The 15,819-nt window shown below is 74.0% G+C and carries 17 protein-coding genes and 1 pseudogene; 8 read left to right on the forward strand and 10 right to left on the reverse strand.

Going from position 1 to position 15,819, the window contains the following annotated elements:
• Positions 1 to 171: 171 nt before the first annotated feature.
• Positions 172 to 567 carry a superoxide dismutase, Ni gene (sodN, locus tag ABEB09_RS09935; protein WP_345689213.1) on the forward strand — a complete coding sequence of 132 codons (396 nt, stop codon included), beginning with the start codon at positions 172 to 174 and terminating at the stop codon, positions 565 to 567.
• 387 nt (positions 568 to 954) lie between these two features.
• Positions 955 to 1,386 (forward strand): annotated as a pseudogene (locus tag ABEB09_RS09940) (phosphatase PAP2 family protein); the annotation flags it as partial.
• Between the two features lie 36 nt (positions 1,387 to 1,422).
• Here ABEB09_RS09940 and ABEB09_RS09945 read toward each other — a convergent pair.
• From ABEB09_RS09945 to ABEB09_RS09955, 3 genes are read right to left on the reverse strand one after another with little or no spacing between them, the layout of a single operon-like run.
• Positions 1,423 to 2,106: a response regulator gene (locus ABEB09_RS09945; RefSeq protein WP_345689215.1), complete on the reverse strand. Its 684-nt coding sequence runs from the start codon at positions 2,104 to 2,106 to the stop codon at positions 1,423 to 1,425.
• A 16-nt stretch (positions 2,107 to 2,122) separates the two neighbouring features.
• Entirely contained in the window at positions 2,123 to 3,571 is a 1,449-nt protein-coding gene (locus ABEB09_RS09950; RefSeq protein ID WP_345689217.1) for a sensor histidine kinase, read from the reverse strand.
• Positions 3,572 to 3,602: 31 nt separating this feature from the next.
• A complete protein-coding gene (locus ABEB09_RS09955; protein WP_345689219.1) occupies positions 3,603 to 4,781 on the reverse strand; it encodes a LysR family transcriptional regulator in 1,179 nt (392 codons plus the stop codon).
• Positions 4,782 to 4,869: 88 nt separating this feature from the next.
• On the opposite strand from ABEB09_RS09955, the gene ABEB09_RS09960 reads away from it, so the two are divergent.
• The gene (locus ABEB09_RS09960) at positions 4,870 to 5,967 is read left to right on the forward strand and encodes an alpha/beta hydrolase family protein (protein WP_345689221.1); all 1,098 of its coding nucleotides are present in this window, start codon (positions 4,870 to 4,872) and stop codon (positions 5,965 to 5,967) included.
• Here the strand turns inward: ABEB09_RS09960 and ABEB09_RS09965 are convergent.
• On the reverse strand, positions 5,937 to 6,896 hold the full coding sequence (locus ABEB09_RS09965) for a LysR family transcriptional regulator (RefSeq protein WP_345689223.1): 960 nt from the start codon (positions 6,894 to 6,896) through the stop codon (positions 5,937 to 5,939). The genes ABEB09_RS09960 and ABEB09_RS09965 overlap by 31 nt on opposite strands.
• Before the next feature lie 199 nt (positions 6,897 to 7,095).
• Between ABEB09_RS09965 and snpA the strand changes: the two genes are divergently transcribed.
• Positions 7,096 to 7,749 (forward strand): snapalysin, encoded by a 654-nt coding sequence (gene snpA, locus ABEB09_RS09970; protein WP_345689225.1) that lies wholly within the window; start codon positions 7,096 to 7,098, stop codon positions 7,747 to 7,749.
• 63 nt (positions 7,750 to 7,812) lie between these two features.
• Here the strand turns inward: snpA and ABEB09_RS09975 are convergent, their stop codons facing one another.
• The 3 genes from ABEB09_RS09975 to ABEB09_RS09985 all read right to left on the reverse strand — a co-directional run bounded on the left by ABEB09_RS09975 (position 7,813) and on the right by ABEB09_RS09985 (position 9,195).
• Positions 7,813 to 8,259, reverse strand: coding sequence for a DUF6304 family protein (locus tag ABEB09_RS09975; protein WP_345689227.1), 447 nt, complete (start codon positions 8,257 to 8,259; stop codon positions 7,813 to 7,815).
• A 62-nt stretch (positions 8,260 to 8,321) separates the two neighbouring features.
• Positions 8,322 to 8,591: a hypothetical protein gene (locus tag ABEB09_RS09980; protein WP_345689229.1), complete on the reverse strand. Its 270-nt coding sequence runs from the start codon at positions 8,589 to 8,591 to the stop codon at positions 8,322 to 8,324.
• Positions 8,592 to 8,610: 19 nt separating this feature from the next.
• Positions 8,611 to 9,195 (reverse strand): dihydrofolate reductase family protein, encoded by a 585-nt coding sequence (locus ABEB09_RS09985; protein WP_345689231.1) that lies wholly within the window; start codon positions 9,193 to 9,195, stop codon positions 8,611 to 8,613.
• A 128-nt stretch (positions 9,196 to 9,323) separates the two neighbouring features.
• Between ABEB09_RS09985 and ABEB09_RS09990 the strand changes: the two genes are divergently transcribed.
• On the forward strand, positions 9,324 to 9,899 hold the full coding sequence (locus ABEB09_RS09990) for a TetR/AcrR family transcriptional regulator (protein WP_345689233.1): 576 nt from the start codon (positions 9,324 to 9,326) through the stop codon (positions 9,897 to 9,899).
• Between the two features lie 60 nt (positions 9,900 to 9,959).
• On the opposite strand, the gene ABEB09_RS09995 is transcribed toward ABEB09_RS09990, so the two are convergent.
• Both ABEB09_RS09995 and ABEB09_RS10000 read right to left on the reverse strand, forming a co-directional pair.
• Entirely contained in the window at positions 9,960 to 11,012 is a 1,053-nt protein-coding gene (locus ABEB09_RS09995; RefSeq protein ID WP_345693892.1) for a family 2 encapsulin nanocompartment cargo protein polyprenyl transferase, read from the reverse strand.
• An 84-nt stretch (positions 11,013 to 11,096) separates the two neighbouring features.
• Positions 11,097 to 12,521, reverse strand: a complete 1,425-nt coding sequence (locus tag ABEB09_RS10000) for a family 2B encapsulin nanocompartment shell protein (RefSeq protein WP_345689235.1) — start codon at positions 12,519 to 12,521, stop codon at positions 11,097 to 11,099.
• Positions 12,522 to 12,671: 150 nt separating this feature from the next.
• Between ABEB09_RS10000 and ABEB09_RS10005 the strand changes: the two genes are divergently transcribed.
• From ABEB09_RS10005 to ABEB09_RS10015, 3 genes are all read left to right on the forward strand, one after another.
• Complete coding sequence (locus ABEB09_RS10005; protein WP_380840659.1) at positions 12,672 to 13,658, forward strand: 1-aminocyclopropane-1-carboxylate deaminase/D-cysteine desulfhydrase; 987 nt, start codon at positions 12,672 to 12,674, stop codon at positions 13,656 to 13,658.
• Positions 13,659 to 13,896: 238 nt separating this feature from the next.
• Positions 13,897 to 14,310 carry an ATP-binding protein gene (locus tag ABEB09_RS10010; protein ID WP_149184346.1) on the forward strand — a complete coding sequence of 138 codons (414 nt, stop codon included), beginning with the start codon at positions 13,897 to 13,899 and terminating at the stop codon, positions 14,308 to 14,310.
• Positions 14,307 to 15,269: an RNA polymerase sigma factor SigF gene (locus tag ABEB09_RS10015; protein ID WP_380840662.1), complete on the forward strand. Its 963-nt coding sequence runs from the start codon at positions 14,307 to 14,309 to the stop codon at positions 15,267 to 15,269. The genes ABEB09_RS10010 and ABEB09_RS10015 overlap by 4 nt, the downstream gene beginning before the upstream one ends.
• Before the next feature lie 75 nt (positions 15,270 to 15,344).
• Here ABEB09_RS10015 and ABEB09_RS10020 read toward each other — a convergent pair whose 3' ends face one another.
• Positions 15,345 to 15,767, reverse strand: coding sequence for a hypothetical protein (locus ABEB09_RS10020; RefSeq protein ID WP_345689242.1), 423 nt, complete (start codon positions 15,765 to 15,767; stop codon positions 15,345 to 15,347).
• Between the last annotated feature and the right edge of the window lie 52 nt (positions 15,768 to 15,819).

Genomic DNA, 15,819 nt, shown 5'->3' on the forward strand with positions numbered 1-15,819 from the left:
CACCCACCGCCTTCCGGGCCACCATCTTCCCGGCACCCTTCGTGTGCTTCCTCCACGAGTCCCATGATCTCCCTGGACTTTTGTCCTAAGCCCCAGGGGGCACTCGCGAAAAGACGTCTCTCACCGAGTAATGTCCCACCTGAGAAGACGATCACGAGGAAGGACAGCTTCATGCTCTCCCGCCTGTTTGCCCCGAAGGTGAAGGTCAGCGCGCACTGCGACCTTCCCTGCGGTGTCTACGACCCCGCCCAGGCCCGCATCGAGGCCGAGTCGGTCAAGGCCGTCCAGGAGAAGATGGCCGCCAACGACGACCCGCACTTCCAGGCCCGCGCCACCGTCATCAAGGAGCAGCGCGCCGAACTCGCCAAGCACCACGTGTCGGTGCTGTGGAGCGACTACTTCAAGCCGCCGCACTTCGAGAAGTACCCGGAGCTGCACACCCTGGTCAACGACACCCTGAAGGCCCTCTCGGCCGCCAAGGCGTCGACGGACCCGAAGACGGGTGAGAAGGCCCTGGAGCTGATCGCCGAGATCGACCGCATCTTCTGGGAGACCAAGAAGGCCTGACCTTCCCGGTCCACCGGACGTGTGAAGGGCCCGACCGCCCGCAGGGGTCGGGCCCTTCGCCGTTCCCCGGTGCGGCGGGACGTCACCAGGGCCGAGTGGCGTCAACCCCGACCTTCGTCAGGGGTGGTCCCTGCCTTTCGGGGCGTTCGCCGGGGCGCCTGGCTTCCTACGGTCGGTGCCATGGAACAGGAAGAACGACACGGAGTCGGGTTGCGGGCGCTGGGCGCGGTGGCGCTGCTCGGGGCGGGGGCCGCGGTGGTCGCCGGGCTGTCGCCGGGCGGGCTGGGCGTGGCCGGGGCGGTCGAAGTGAGGGCGGGGGCGTCGGCGGAGGCGTACCGCTCGCTCGCCGGGGCGGCCGCCGGCGGTCCGGCGTGGGCGGGGACGGTCATGGAGAGCGCCGGCGAGGGGACGCTGGTGCTCCTGGGACTGCTGCTGACGTGGGTGGCCTGGACGGCCGTGCGCCGCCGGGACGTGCGCGGCGCCGTGGCGGCGGTCGTGGTGGGGGTGGGGACGGTCGCCGCGTACGCGGTGAGCGAGGCGGTCAAGACGGTCGTGGACGAGGAGCGGCCCTGCCGGGTGTTCGGGGCGGTCCGGGCGGTCGCCCCGTGCCCGGAGCCGGGCGACTGGTCGTTCCCCAGCAACCACGCCACCCTGGCGGCCGCGCTGGCGATCGGCCTGGCCCTGGTGCGGCCCCGGCTCGCGTTGCTGACGCTGCCGCTCGGGGCGGCCGCCGGGCTGCTGCGGGTCCTGGTGGGCGTCCACTACCCGCACGACGTGCTGGCGGGCGCGGTGCTCGGCGGCACCGTGGTGGCGGCCGTGTTCCTGGTGGTCACCGCGCCGGCCGCGCGGCTGGCCTCACACCTGGTCCGGCGCCGGGGCGGCGACGGCCCCGGCCTCGTGGGCGACCACGGCGGCCGCGGCCCGGTTGTCGACGCCCAGGCGGGCCAGGACGGAGCTGACGTGCGCCTTGACGGTGCCCTCCACCACCCCGAGGCGGCGGGCGATCTGCCCGTTGGTCAGCCCGGCGCCGAGCAGGGCCAGCACGTCCCGTTCCCGGACGGTCAGCCCCGCCACCCGTTCCCGGGCGGCCCGGCGGCGGGCGGCCCCGGCCCCGGCGCCCCCGGAGGCGAGGTGCGCCACGACCCGGGCGGCGACCTTCGGTGACAGGTAGGCGGCCCCGTCGGCCACGGCGCGCACGCCGGCGATCAGCTCCTCCGGTTCGCCCGACTTGATGAGGAAGCCCGTGGCGCCGCCGCCGAGCGCCCGCAGGATGTAGTCGTCCTCGCCGAAGGTCGTCAGCACGATCACGCCGGTGTCCGGCAGGGCGCGGTGGATCTCCTCCGCCGCCCGGATGCCGTCGAGGCCCGGCATGCGGATGTCCAGGACGGCCACGTCGGGGCGGTGACGCAGCGCCAGGTCCACGGCCTGCCCGCCGTCCCCGGCCTCGGCGACCACGGTGATGTCCGGGGCGGTGGCCAGGACGGCGCGGACGCCCGCGCGGATCATCGGCTCGTCGTCGGCGACGAGGACCCGGATCACCGCGGGCCTCCGGACGTCACGGGGCCGGGGTGAGCGCGTCCTTCGCCACGAGCAGGCCGTCGCGGAAGCACAGCCGGTACGTGTCGCCCGAACGGTCGTCGAAGCGTTCGGCCGTCATGGCGTAGTACTCGCATGCGATGCCCTCTCCCTCCGGCTCGGGTACGACGGGCCGGCTCACCAACTGACGGTCCGGCAGCACCCGTTCCACCTCGGAGCGATCCTGCCCGATCCGGAGGCGGGCGTAGTCGCCGGGCTCGAGTACCGCGTCGGCCGCCGTCAGCGACTCCCAGCCCACGAGCGCCCCGGTGAGCAGGGCGCCGGAGGCCAGGGGCACCACGACGGCGGCGGCCAGGGCGAGGGCGGTGCGGCGGCGGGCGCGGTGGTGCTCCCGCGGCAGCACGGCGCCCGGCTCGTCCTCCGTGGGACGGGGCGGGCCGGATGGGGGCGTGTGCGGGAGCCGGGCCTCGACGGTGAACCCGCCGCCGTGCTCGGGGCCGTACCGCAGGGTGCCACCGGCGTGCCGGACGCGTTCGTCGAGGCCGACGAGGCCGTGCCCGCCGCCGGAGGGCAGCCGGGCCGCCGAGGGGGCGGCGGCGGGGCCGTTGCGTACGCGGATACGGGTGTCCGTTCGCGTGCGGGAGACGTGGACGGTGGTGGGGGCGCCGGGGGCGTGCTTGGCGACGTTCGTCAGGGCCTCCTGGACGACGCGGTGGGCCGCCCGCCCGACGAGGGGCGGCAGCACGGCCTCGCCGTGCGGGTGAGGGTCCTCGCCCCGCAGTTCCACCGGCAGGCCCGCGGCGGCCGCGGCGGCGACCAGTCCCGCGAGGCTGGTGTCCGGCGTCGTCCGTGGCGGAGCGTCGGTGCCTTCCCGCAGGACGCCGACGACCTCGCCGAGCCGCTCGACGGCCGCGGCGGCCCTGGCCCTGATGTCGTGCGCGGTCGCCCGGTGCTCCTCGGCGAGGCCGGGCGCGAGCTTGAGGGCGCCGGCGGACAGGGCGATCAGGCTGAGGTCGTGGCCCAGGACGTCGTGCATGTCCTGGGCGATCCTGGCCCGCTCCCGCAGCCGCGCCTGCTCGGCGACGAGCCGCTGCTCGCGCTCCAGGTGGGCGGCCCGCTCCCAGCCGGCCCGGACCAGCTCCCGGTACTGCCACCAGAAGCGGCCCGCGAACCACGGCAGCATGGCGGCGAGCACCACCACGGCCACGAACACGCTGCCCAGGGCCAGCCAGGACGGGACGAGCAGCGCGGCCGGCACGGCCGCCACGACCACCGCCGCCAGCGTCAGCGCGGCCGCCACCGTCCTGCCGGGGCGACGGCCCGCCAGAAAGGCCGCGACAGCCGTGGGAAGGGCCCACCAGTGGCTCGCCACGCTCAGCCCGGTGCCCACCGCCGCGGCCAGGAGCAGCAGGTCGCCCGGCCGCGGCCGCCTCCGGTCGCCGGTCCCGGGCCGCTCGGTCCTCTCCATGGGACGGAACGGTACGCATGGCCCGTGCGGGTCAGTCCAGGGCGTCCGGCATCCAGTCGCGGGCCGGGTCGTACTCCAGCCAGCGGCGCGAACGGGCGGTGCGGGCGAAGGCGTCGAGGAGCGGGCGCAGGGCGGGCGGCGCGCCGGGGCCGTCCGGGGCGCCGGGAGGGTCCGGGGTGCCGCGACCGGCCGGCACGCCAGGAGGGCCCGGGGCGAGGGGGCCGCCCGGCACGCCGGCAAGGTCCGGGACGCCGCGACCGCTGGGAGCACCGTCAGAGTCCGGCACGCCGTCAGAGTCGGGGGCGCCGGGCCCGCCCGGGACGCGGGCGGTGTCCGGGGTGCCCGTGGCCCCGCCTGTCCGCCACAGCAGGGACCAGGCGTAGAGCGGGGTCGGGGCGACGAGGGGGATGAAGCGGACGCCGGAGGCGCCGGCCGTGGCCGCGTCCGGCGCCGCGTCGGCCGGGAAGAGCGAGAAGCCCGACGGGTCGTCGCGCAGCCCCGCGAGGAGCGGGGCCAGGCCCAGATTGGGTCCGCCCGTGCGGCGCGCGATGCCGAAGCGGTCGGCGAACCGGGACAGGAAGTCGAGGCGGCCGGGCTCCGCCGGGTGGTGCAGCGTGCCGTCGCGCAGGTCCGCCGGGCGCAGCCGGCCGGCGCCCGCCAGGGGGTGGGCGGCGCCCACGACGGCGTCGACGGGTTCGAGGCGGACGACGCGGTGCGCGAGGCCCGGCGCGTGGCGCGGGGCCGTCGGTACGCGGCCCAGGCCGGCGTCCGCCTCGCCGCGCAGGAGGGCCTGCGCCACGGAGGGGTGGTCGCGTCCGTTGCCGGGCTCGACGTCGAGGTGCGGGGCGTCGGCCAGGACGTGGGCGAGGGTGCGCAGCGGGCCGTACAGATGGCCCCAGACGTCGAGGCGCAGGGGCCGCTGCGGCCCGAGGGCGGCGCGGAGGGCCCGTTCGCCCGCCGCCAGGGCCTCGCGGGCGGGGCCCAGGAACCGGGCGCCCGCATCGGTGAGCCGGACGCCCGTGCCGCCGCCGCGCTCCAGGAGGCGTACGCCGAGCCGGGCCTCCAGGCGGGCGATGCGCTTGGACAGGGCCTGCTGGGTGATGCCGAGTTCCCCGGCGGCCCGTCCGAAGTGCCGCAGTGCGGCGGTCACGGTGAACGCCCTGACCTGGGCGAGGTCGACGTCGATGTCCGGGCCGCGGTCCCTGATCATGCCGTTCACCCTAGGTGACAACCGGTGGTTGTCGGTCCGGACGGCCGGTTGTTGGACGGGGCGCGGGGTCGCCGGGTGGAGTGGGGGCATGTCCTGCTTCCTCGATCAGCCCGGCGTCCTCGCGCCCTTCGTGGTGGGCAACCGGTCGCGCGCGTTCGGCGCGGGCCTGGACCCGTTCGCGTACGAGCGCGTCACGGACCGGCTGGAGTCCCTGTACGACTGGCCGGCCGCCTTCCGCGCGGTGGGCGACCGACTGGTGGCGGTGGCCGACGAGGCCGTGGCCCGGGGCCGTACCGTCTCGGCCGCGGAGGCGCTGCGCTCGGCCGCGCGGTGGTTCCACTTCGCGACGCTCGTGCCGCACCCGGACTCCGGGCTGCGGGAGGCCGCCGCCACGGCCGCCGACGAGGCGATGACGCGGGCGCTCCGGCTCGTCGAGCCGTCGGCGGTACGGCTCCGGGGGGCGGCGTTCGCGGGCCGGCTGCGGCGCCCGGCGGGGAACGGCGGGCCGGTGCCCGTGGCCGTGCTGGTGCCGGGGCTCGACTCCGCGAAGGAGGAGTTCCACGGCGTGGCCGGGGCGCTGCTGGCGCGTGGGGTGGCGGTGTGCTCGGTGGACGGCCCGGGGCAGGGCGTCCTCGCCACGTCGAGCGCGCCGCGCGCGGACTACGACCGCGTGGTCGCCGAGGTGATCGACGTCCTGGCGGCGCGCGAGGACGTGGACGCCGGCCGGGTCGGGGTGATCGGCATGAGCCTGGGCGGCTACTACGCGGCCGTCTCGGCGGCCCGCGAGCCACGGGTGCGGGCGGCGGTGGCGGTCAGCGGCCCCTACCGGCTGACCTGGGAGGAGCTGCCCCTGTTCGTCACGGACACGCTCACGCAGCGCTGCGGAAGCCGGGACGCGGCACGGGACTTCGCCGGCCGGGTGGACCTGCGCGAGGCGGCGCCCACGATCGGCTGCCCCGTCCTGGTGGTCGAGGGCGCGACGGACGACATCCCGGGCGTGGAGCACGGCGCGTCCCTGGCGCGTACGGCCCCCGGCGCCGCGCTCCTGGCGGTGCCGCACGGCGACCACCTGCTGGGCAACGCCCGCCCGGACTGGCTCGCGGCCACGGCCGACTGGCTGGCGGGTCACCTGCTGTCCGGGGCGCGGCCGGTTCCTCAGCCGGCGAGCAGCAGCGGACTCCCGTGACGCAGGAGCCACTGACGGTAGGCGGAGGTGCGGACGGCCGCCTCGCGGTAGGCGGCGGCGAGTTCGGCGTACGCCGTGTCGTAGAGGGCGGGCGGGTCGTCGTCCGGGCGGTGGCACAGCAGCAGCCTGACCGCCAGGGGGTCGTCCCGTAAGGGCCGGATCGCCATGTCGTCGCGCGGCCCGGAGGTGGGCTGGCACGGGGCGACGGCCTCGCCGACGACGATGAGCGAGGCCGCCGTGTGGTAATCGGCGTGCAGGACGGGCGGGTCGATCCCGGCGGCGGCGAGGACGCGGCGCAGGCCGTCCCACTCGCCGTCGACCGTGGGGTCGACCATCCAGCGGTCATCGGCGAGGTCCGTGATGTCGACGACCGGGGCGGCGGCGGCCGGGTGGTCGCGGGCCATGGAGATGAACTGGGGTTCCCGTTCGACGAGGACGCGCCGTTCGAGGCCGTCCGGTACGCGCAGGGGGCAGCCCTCGACCTCGTGGACGAACGCCACGTCGAGCTGCGCGGCGGCGACGGCCCGCAGCAGGGCGTTGGCCGAGACGTCCGTGTGGAGGCTGATGTCGGTGCCGGGCAACCGCTGCCGTAAGCGCCGCAGCCAGCCGGCGAGGGCGCGGCTCGCGGTGGAGCCGATGCGCAGCCGGGCCCCGTCGGCGCGCGCGGCGGCCGCGCGGGTCTCGGTGACGAGCAGCGACATCTGCGCCACGAGGGGGCGGGCGCGGCTGAGGACGGTGTGGCCGAGGGGGGTCGGGCGGCAGCCGGTCCGTCCGCGCGTGAAGAGTTCGGCGCCGAGCGCGTTCTCGATGCGCCGCAGCTGGGTGGTCAGCGAGGGCTGGCTCATGCCCAGTTGCCGGGCCGCCTTGTGCAGGCTGCCCGTGTCGGCGATGGCGCACAGCGCCCGCAGATGCCTCACCTCCAGCTCCATGGTCCGAGCGTAGGGCGGCACCTTGCACCGCACCAGACACCTTGACCGCGTCAATTTCCTTGCCCCCGAAGGCTGTTGCCGGGAGCGATGCGGTCGTGCTATCGCCCGTTGGCATCATCCGTACGGGCCTGCCGCTCCCCGACACTCTGTCCACCGAACGCGTCCACCCAACCGTTCAGGACGAGCTAGGGAGCCCCCCATGAAGCACCCCAGGGCCGTGCTGGCCGCCGCGCTGAGCGTCGCCGCCGCTCTCGCCGCCGTGCCCGCGACGACCGCCACGGCCACCGCCGCCGCGAAGCCGATGACCCAGCAGTCCGCGTACTCCGCGTACTCGGGTTCCGCGGAGGAGGCGAAGGCGAACAAGGCGTTCTTCGACGCCGTCATGAAGTCGGTCGCGAAGAAGCGTGCCGCCACCCCGGGCGCGCAGGCCGTGACCGTCGTCTACTCGGCGGCGAACGCCCCGAGTTTCCGCACGCAGATAGCCCGCTCGACGCAGATCTGGAACAGCTCGGTCAGCAATGTGAAGCTCCAGGAGGGCAGCAACCCGGACTTCCGCTACTACGAGGGCAACGACTCGCGCGGCTCGTACGCCAGCACCGACGGGCACGGCCGCGGGTACATCTTCCTCGACTACCGGCAGAACCAGATCTACAACTCCACCAGAGTCACGGCGCACGAGACCGGCCATGTCCTGGGCCTGCCGGACCACTACTCCGGTCCGTGCAGTGAGCTGATGTCGGGCGGCGGACCGGGCCCGTCGTGCCAGAACGCGAACCCGAACGCGCAGGAGCGCGCCCGCGTCGACTACCTGTGGCGCAACGGCATCGCCGCCGCGGTGGCAGCGGTCTCCTGACCGTACGCACACGAGGCGCCCCGCTCCGCGCGGGGCGCCTTGTGCGTTGCGGGCCGGCGGGGGTCAGGCCGCTTCGAGGAGGGTGCGCTCGAAGCGGGCCCCGGGCGGCAGCTGGCGCAGGATGCGGTCGAGGGCCTGCTCGAAGTCGCCCCCGGTCACGCCCGATTCGTAGGCCGCTCCCCCGCAGTGCAGTGTGACCTGCAGGTCCACCCGCTCGGGTGAGCCGTCGGACAGCGCTTCACCCAGCGCCAACAGGCAGCTGAGCGTGCCCTGTTGGGAGACGCCGTCGGCGAGGACCGGCAGCGGCAGGTCCCACTCCAGTACGCAGCCGGCCAGGGGAAGGCCGCCGTTCTCCTCCGTCGCGCGCAGGGCGGCGAAGCCGCCGCCCCGGTACTCCACACCCCTGATCCGGGTGGTGACGGCCCGCCCGTCCGCCGCGATGACGATCGCTTCCGCACCCCGGCGGTCCCGGTACCAGCCGGTCCAGACTTCAGTCGACTCCGATGACATGGCGCGGACTGTAGCGGTATGACTGCCTCCGGCGTGAGGCCGGACACCCCCCGGGTCTGACTTCAGCCGATCTTGGTGCTGTTGCCCGGCTCGGTCTGGGATCCTCTCCGCTTCTTGCGCCAGGCCCAGTCCTTGGCCTCGTGGGGCGTCCTGCCGAAGAGGACGCACTGCGGGTTGTGGCACGGGCGGGGCCGCCAGACGGGGACCCACGCGCCGAGCACCTTGCGTCGTTTGATGGCCGTACCGACAGGCTGTCCACAGGCGGGGCAGTGCGGCTCTCGGGCCTCGCCCGCCTCTGGGCGGTGGACGGTTCGGCGTCCTTCGCTCGCCATGCCTCCAGGGTATTGCGGTTCAGCGCTTACGGCTGTAGGTGCGCACCAGGATGCCGTTCTCGAGGGTGCGGACCGATTCGAGCGTGAAGTCGGTGACGGAGAAGCCGGTGCCGAACATCGGCATGCCGGAGCCGTAGACCTGCGGATACGTCTTGATCACCAGCTCGTCGATCTCGTCGAGCAGCTGCCCGGCGATGGTCGAGCCGCCGCAGAGGTAGATGCCGTACGGGCTGTCCTCGGCCTTCAGCTCGCGGATCCGGGCCACGAGGTCGCCGGAGACGAGCTCGACGTTGGGGTGCGGGGACTCCTCGAGCGTGCGGGAGGCGACGATCTCGCGGAGGTGGTTGTACGGGCTGGGGAGGCCCGCGTCGAGGCCCAGCTGGTAGCTGCCGCGACCCTGGACGACCGTGTCGAAGCGCCGGTTCTCCAGGTCGTCGATGCCCATCATCCGGCGACCCTGGGTGGGGAGCATCTCCGGGTACTCGGTCTTGACGAACTCCAGGAACTCCTCGTTCACGAAGGCGAACATCGAGGTGGCGTCGCCCTCCGGGTCGCCGATGAAGCCGTCGATGGAGCAGGCGATGTAGTAGGTGAGCTTGCGCAAGTCGGTCCTTCGCGAGGGGAGCGGGGATGTGGCTGCGACCGCCGCAACCACGACGGATATAGTGCTTCACCCGTAGTGGTTGAGCAAGGGCGTTTTTCGGACACCCGGCAGACGAAAAAGGAGACCCGATGGCCAGAAACCCGGAGCGCAGGGCGGCGCTGCTCGACGCCGCCATCGACGTGCTGGCGCGCGACGGGGCCCGGGGGCTGACCTTCCGGGCCGTGGACGCGCAGGCCGGCGTCCCCGCGGGCACGGCGTCCAACTACTTCACGGGCCGCGACGACCTGCTGACCCAGGCCGGCGCCCGCATCCACGTACGGATGACCCCGGACGCCGAGCAGATCGACACCGCGATGCGCCCGGAGCCGAACCGCGCACTGGTCGCCGAGCTGATGAAGTGGCTGGTCCGGCGCATGACGCAGGAGCGCACCGGCTACCTCGCGATGCTGGAGCTGCGCCTGGAGGCCACCCGGCGCCCCGCCCTCCAGGCCGAGCTGAACCGTGCCGTACGGGAGGAGCTGGACCGCAACATCCGCTTCCACCTGGACGCGGGGCTGCCGGGCGACGCGGACACCGTGCTGACCCTGTACCTGGCCATGACCGGCCTGCTGCTCGAACACTTCACCCTGCCGGGCATGCTGCCGGCCGCGGACCTGGACCGGGTGGTGGAAACCCTGGTGACCCGCATCGTGCCGGGCGGCTGACCCGCCGTTCCCGCTGTGGGCAGTCGTGGCGCCCTGCCCACAGCGAAACGGCGCCGGCGCTCAGTACGTACGGCGCGTCACGAACTCCGCGAGGGACAGCAGGTCGCCCGCCGCCCCCGGATCCGGCACCGCCCGCGACAGCTGGTGCAGCGCGCGGGCCATCCGGTCGCCCGCCTCCGCCTGGGCCCAGTCACGCCCGCCCGCCCGCTCGACGGCGTCGGCGGCCAGCCAGACGTCCTTCTCGTCCAGCACGGGCTGGGCGTACAGCCGGGCCAGCTCCGCACCCGCGGGCGTCCCGGAGGTGAGCGCGGCGACCACGGGCAGCGACTTCTTGTGGGCGGCCAGGTCGGCGCCGGCCGGCTTGCCGGTGTGCTCGGGGTCGCCCCAGATGCCGATCAGGTCGTCGATCAGCTGGAAGGCGAGCCCCGCCTCCCGGCCGAACGCGTCCATCGCCGCCACCTCCTCCTCCCCGGCGCCCGCGTACAGCGCGCCGAGGGCGCAGGACGCGCCGAGGAGCGCGCCTGTCTTGGCCTCGGCCATGGCCAGGCACTCGTCGAGCGACACGTCGTGGGGGCCGCGCCCCTCGAACGCGCAGTCGGCCTGCTGGCCCGCGCACAGCTCGACCACGCACGCGGCGAGCCGCGCCGAGGCGGCGGCCGACGCGGGGTGCGGGTCGTCGGCGAGGACCCGCAGGGCGAGGGCGAGCATCGCGTCGCCCGCGACGAGGGCGTCCGGCATGCCGAAGACGGTCCAGGCGGTGGGCCGGTTCCGGCGGGTGGCGTCCTCGTCGACGATGTCGTCGTGGAGCAGCGTGAAGTTGTGCGCCAGCTCCACGGCGGCCGCCCCCCGCACGGCGGCGGCGGGGTCGGCGCCCAGCGCGCCGGCCGCGGCGAGGACGAGCGCCGGCCGGATCGCCTTGCCGGCCTGCCCCGTGGCCGGGGAGCCGTCGGCGTGGACCCAGCCGAAGTGGTACATCGCCACACGCCGAAGGGAGCCGGGCAACGACTCGACGGTGGAGCGCAGTTGGGGGTTGACGACGTGACGGGTGCGGTCGAGGAGCGCGGCCGCGCCGCCGCCCTCCTCCGCCGTGCCCGCCCGGTCCGTGCTGGTCATGGTCACGGTCACTTCCTCCACTCCTCCGCGCAGGGGTATGGGCGGGGGCGTCGGTGCAGGACACCCCCGCCCATACCCGGTTTCTCACCGCCAGCGGCTGACTTCGACGTTCTCCAGCACGCCGAGCGCGTCGGGCACGAGGATGGCGGCCGAGTAGTAGGCCGTGACGAGGTACGAGATGATCGCCTGCTCGTCGATGCCCATGAAGCGGCAGGACAGGCTGGGCTCGATCTCGTCCGGGAGACCCGTCTGGTGGAGGCCGATGACGCCCTGGTCGGCCTCGCCCGTACGCATGCAGAGGATGGACGTCGTACGGGCGTCGGAGATCGGGATCTTGTTGCACGGGAAGATCGGGACGCCCCGCCAGGACGGGATCTTGTGGCCGCCGATGTCGACGCTCTCGGGGACCAGTCCGCGCTTGTTGCACTCCCGCCCGAAGGCGGCGATCGCCTTGGGGTGGGCCAGGAACAGCTTGCTGCCGCGCCGGCGGGACAGCAGCTCGTCCATGTCGTCCGGGCTGGGCACGCCGTCGTGCGGCTGGAGCCGCTGCCCGTAGTCGCAGTTGGAGAGGAGCCCGAACTCCGGGTTGTTGATGAGCTCGTGCTCCTGCCGCTCGCGCAGCGCCTCGACCGTGAGCCGCAACTGCTGCTCGGTCTGGTTCATGGGCTGGTTGTAGAGGTCCGCGACCCGGGTGTGGACCTTCAGCACGGTCTGGGCGACGCTCAGCTCGTACTCGCGCGGCTTGGACTCGTAGTCCACGTAGGTGTGCGGGACGACGGCCTCGCCGACGTGTCCGGCGGAGAGGTCGATCTCCTTCTCGCCGTACTTGTTGGTGCGCTGGTGCGGGATGGCCGCGAGGCCGGCGAGGTGGGAGGCCAGCGAGCCGGCGCGCTCCGCGAGGTTGAGGACGTCGGCGCGGGTCAGCTCCAGCATCACGCAGGAGGTGGCCGCGCGGTGGGTGTACTCCCAGGTCGCCTCGCCGTCGAGGAGGGCGGCGTCGCCGAAGTACGCGCCGTCGGCGAGCACGTCGACGACGGCCTCGTCACCGTACGGGCCGGTGCCGATCTGCTCGACCTTGCCGTGCGCCAGCAGGAAGACCCGGTCGGCGGACGCGCCGGCCTCGGCGACGACCTCGCCGGGCCCGAACTGCCGCTGCGCGCACCGGTTGGCCAGCTCGGTGAGGGCGAGTTCGTCCTCGTAGTCGCGCAGGGCGGGCAGCTCGCGCAGCTCGCCGGGGACCACTTCGACCCGCTCACCGGTCTGCACGAACGTCAGGCGGCCGTCACCCAGTGCGTAGGTGAGCCGCCGGTTCACCCGGTACGTACCGCCCTGCACCTGTACCCAGGGCAGCATGCGCAGCAGCCACCGGGAGGTGATCTCCTGCATCTGGGGCGCTGATTTGGTGGTGGTTGCCAGGTTCCGCGCCGCAGCGGTGCCGAGGCTCTGCTGCGGTGGCGCCTGCTCGGCCCGCACCTCGTCGCCGACCGGGCCCACCGAACCAACCGACATGAAAGTCCCTCTCGTCATCTGATTGACCTGCGGCAGAAGCCTTTCAGCACGTGGCGTGAGGACGCCATTACACAAATGAGTGGGACTGAATGAAGATCGTGCGGGCAGCCGGATCGGGTTTTCGAACGCGTGCGGCGCAAAGATTTCGGGATGACCGGAAGCCGTCGCACGCTGTACGAACCGCACAATGGCCGGGTGAACGTCCACGACCTCGCCGCCGCCCTGGAGCCGCGGCTGCCCTCGCCGCTGCGGCCGGCCGACGACGACCGCTTCAGCCGGCGCGGGCTGCGGCTGCTGCTGAAGCGCGACGACCTCATCCACCCGGACCTCGTGGGCAACAAGTGGCGCAAACTGGCGCCGAACCTGGCAGGGGCCGCCGGCCGGCCGGTCCTGACGTTCGGCGGGGCGTACTCCAACCACCTGCGGGCCACGGCGGCGGCGGGGCGGCTGCTGGGCTTCCCGACCATCGGCGTCGTGCGCGGCGACGAGCTGGCGGGCCGCCCGCTGAACGCGTCGCTCGCGCGGTGCGCGGCGGACGGGATGCGGCTGGTCTTCGTCGACCGCGCCACGTACCGCGCGAAGGGCGACCCGGAGGTCCTGGCGGGGCTGCTGCGCGACGCGCCGGAAGGGACCGTGGTGGTGCCCGAGGGCGGCAGCAACGAGGCGGCCGTGCGGGGCTGTACGGCGCTGGGTCGGGAGCTGCGCGGGCGGGCGGACGTCGTGGCGGTGGCGTGCGGCACGGGCGGGACGCTGGCCGGCCTGGCGGCGGGACTGGGGCCGGGGCAGCGGGCGCTGGGGATACCCGTGCTGAAGGGCGGGTTCCTGGAGGGGGAGATACGGGCCCTCCAGGAGCGGGCCTTCGGCGGGCGGGCCGGTGAGTGGGGCCTGGACGACCGCTTCCACTTCGGCGGGTACGCCCGCGGCGCACCCGGCCTGACGGCCTTCGCCGAGGACTTCGAGGCGCGGCACGGCCTCGCGGTGGAGCGGGTCTACGTCGCCAAGATGCTGTACGCGCTGGTCACCCAGGCCGAGGAGGGCGCGTTCGCGCCGGGCACCACCGTCGCCGCCGTCGTGACGGGCGGACCCGACCCCGTGGACGGGAACAAGGAGGGGGTCGCGGACGGTTCGACGGGGTGAGGGCTGGGTACGTCAACCCTCCGCCGGTTCCTCGCGATTGGGCAGCGCACACCCCTAGCCACTGTCCGTACTCATGTGCTTACCATGAGTGACAGCCGTCGGACCGGGGGCCCCGGCGACACGGCAGCATGGATCGCGATAGCGTCACGGCGACTACGCACACCTGCGTACCGCACGGTTCCGGGGGGTCCATGATTCCCCGGTCCCCGATTGAGTTTGTGCCACCTTGGAGGTGAGGGTGTCCCAGATCGCAGGCGAGCCCGGGACCCAGGACTTCGTCGAAGTCCGGCTGCCCGCTGCGGGTGCCTACCTGTCCGTGCTGCGTACGGCCACGGCCGGCCTCGCGGCGCGTTTGGACTTCACCCTCGACGAGATCGAGGACCTGCGCATCGCGGTCGACGAGGCCTGCGCGATCCTGCTGCAGCAGGCCGTGTCCGGCTCGGTGCTCAGCTGTGTCTTCCGGCTCATCGACGACTCTCTCGAGGTCACGGTGTCGGCCCCCACGACCGACGGGCGCGCCCCCGAGCGCGACACCTTCGCCTGGACGGTGCTGTCGGCACTGGCCGGCAAGGTGGACTCCTCGGTGGCGGACGACCGTACGGTCTCTATCAGCCTGTACAAACAGCGCGGCGCGGGACCCGGGCCGGCGTGAGGAATGGGGACGGTCCGGTGCGGAACGAGGAGCGCGGCCCACGGGCGGTGAGCGCGGCGGAGGGCATCGCGGGCATCCCGGAACAGCAGGCGCGGCCGCACCCGGTGGACGGTCTTGTGGAGGCGTCGGAGCAGGCGCGGGCAGAGCGGGCGGCGCAGATGAGCGAACACGAGCACGGGCAGGACGGCAGGCAGCAGCACGATCCGCAGGACCGCAGCGGTGCGCGGGCGATGTTCGTCGAGCTGCGCACGCTGCCGGAAGGCTCGCCCGAGCGGGCGGAGCTCCGCAACCAGCTGGTACGGATGCACCTGCCGCTCGTGGAGCACCTGGCGCGCCGGTTCCGCAACCGGGGCGAGCCGCTGGACGACCTGACGCAGGTCGCCACCATCGGTCTGATCAAGTCGGTGGACCGGTTCGATCCGGAGCGCGGTGTCGAGTTCTCGACGTACGCGACGCCGACCGTGGTCGGGGAGATCAAGCGCCACTTCCGTGACAAGGGGTGGGCGGTACGGGTGCCGCGCCGCCTCCAGGAGCTGCGGCTGTCGCTGACGACGGCCACGGCGGAGCTGTCCCAGCTGCACGGGCGGTCACCGACGGTGCACGAGCTGGCCGAGAAGCTGGGCATCTCGGAGGAGGAAGTCCTGGAGGGCCTGGAGTCGGCGAACGCGTACTCCACGCTGTCCCTGGACGTCCCCGACACGGACGACGAGTCGCCCGCGGTGGCGGACACGCTGGGCGCGGAGGACGAGGCGCTGGAGGGCGTCGAGTACCGCGAGTCGCTGAAGCCGCTGCTGGAGGACCTGCCGCCGCGGGAGAAGCGGATCCTGCTGCTTCGCTTCTTCGGCAACATGACCCAGTCGCAGATCGCGCAGGAGGTCGGCATCTCCCAGATGCACGTCTCGCGCCTCCTGGCCCGAACGCTCGCGCAGCTGCGCGAGAAGCTCCTGGTCGAGGAGTAGACGGGGGGGCTCACGCCCCGTTCCCCGCCCCGCTGCGATCGGCGCCGCCGGTTCCCCGACGAGGAACCGGCGGCGTCAGGCGTTGGTGCGGCGGACGCCGAGGGCCGTCGTGGTCGACGGGTGGAGCAGGAGGACGAGACCCGCCACCGCGGCCAGGCCCAGCGCGATGCCCGCCGGGAGCAGTGCGCCCTTCGCCGTGACGAGCGTCCACGCCACCGGCAGCGCCAGGAGCTGCGTGATGAGCGCCGGCCCCCGGCTCCAGCTGCGGCACCGCAGCAGCCCGCGCGCGGCGATCAGCGGGATCAGCCCCAGCCCGATCAGCGTCAGGCCCCCGGTGAGGGCCTGGGTCAGGCCGTCCGGGCGGCCCGTCAGCGTGGCCACGAGGATGTACGCGCCGCCGGCGAACAGGGCCAGCGCCTCCAGGCCGGACACAGCCGCGGCGGCCGTCACGAGCGGGGGACGCGGCGGGGAATCGGGGTTCGGGTCGCTGCTGCTCACCCCATGAAGGGTAGCCGCCGGCCCCGGGCCTCCCCTGGGCGCGGTACCGCGC

The organism is Streptomyces coeruleoprunus, assembly GCF_039542925.1.
GTDB classification, from domain to species: Bacteria; Actinomycetota; Actinomycetes; order Streptomycetales; family Streptomycetaceae; genus Streptomyces; species Streptomyces coeruleoprunus.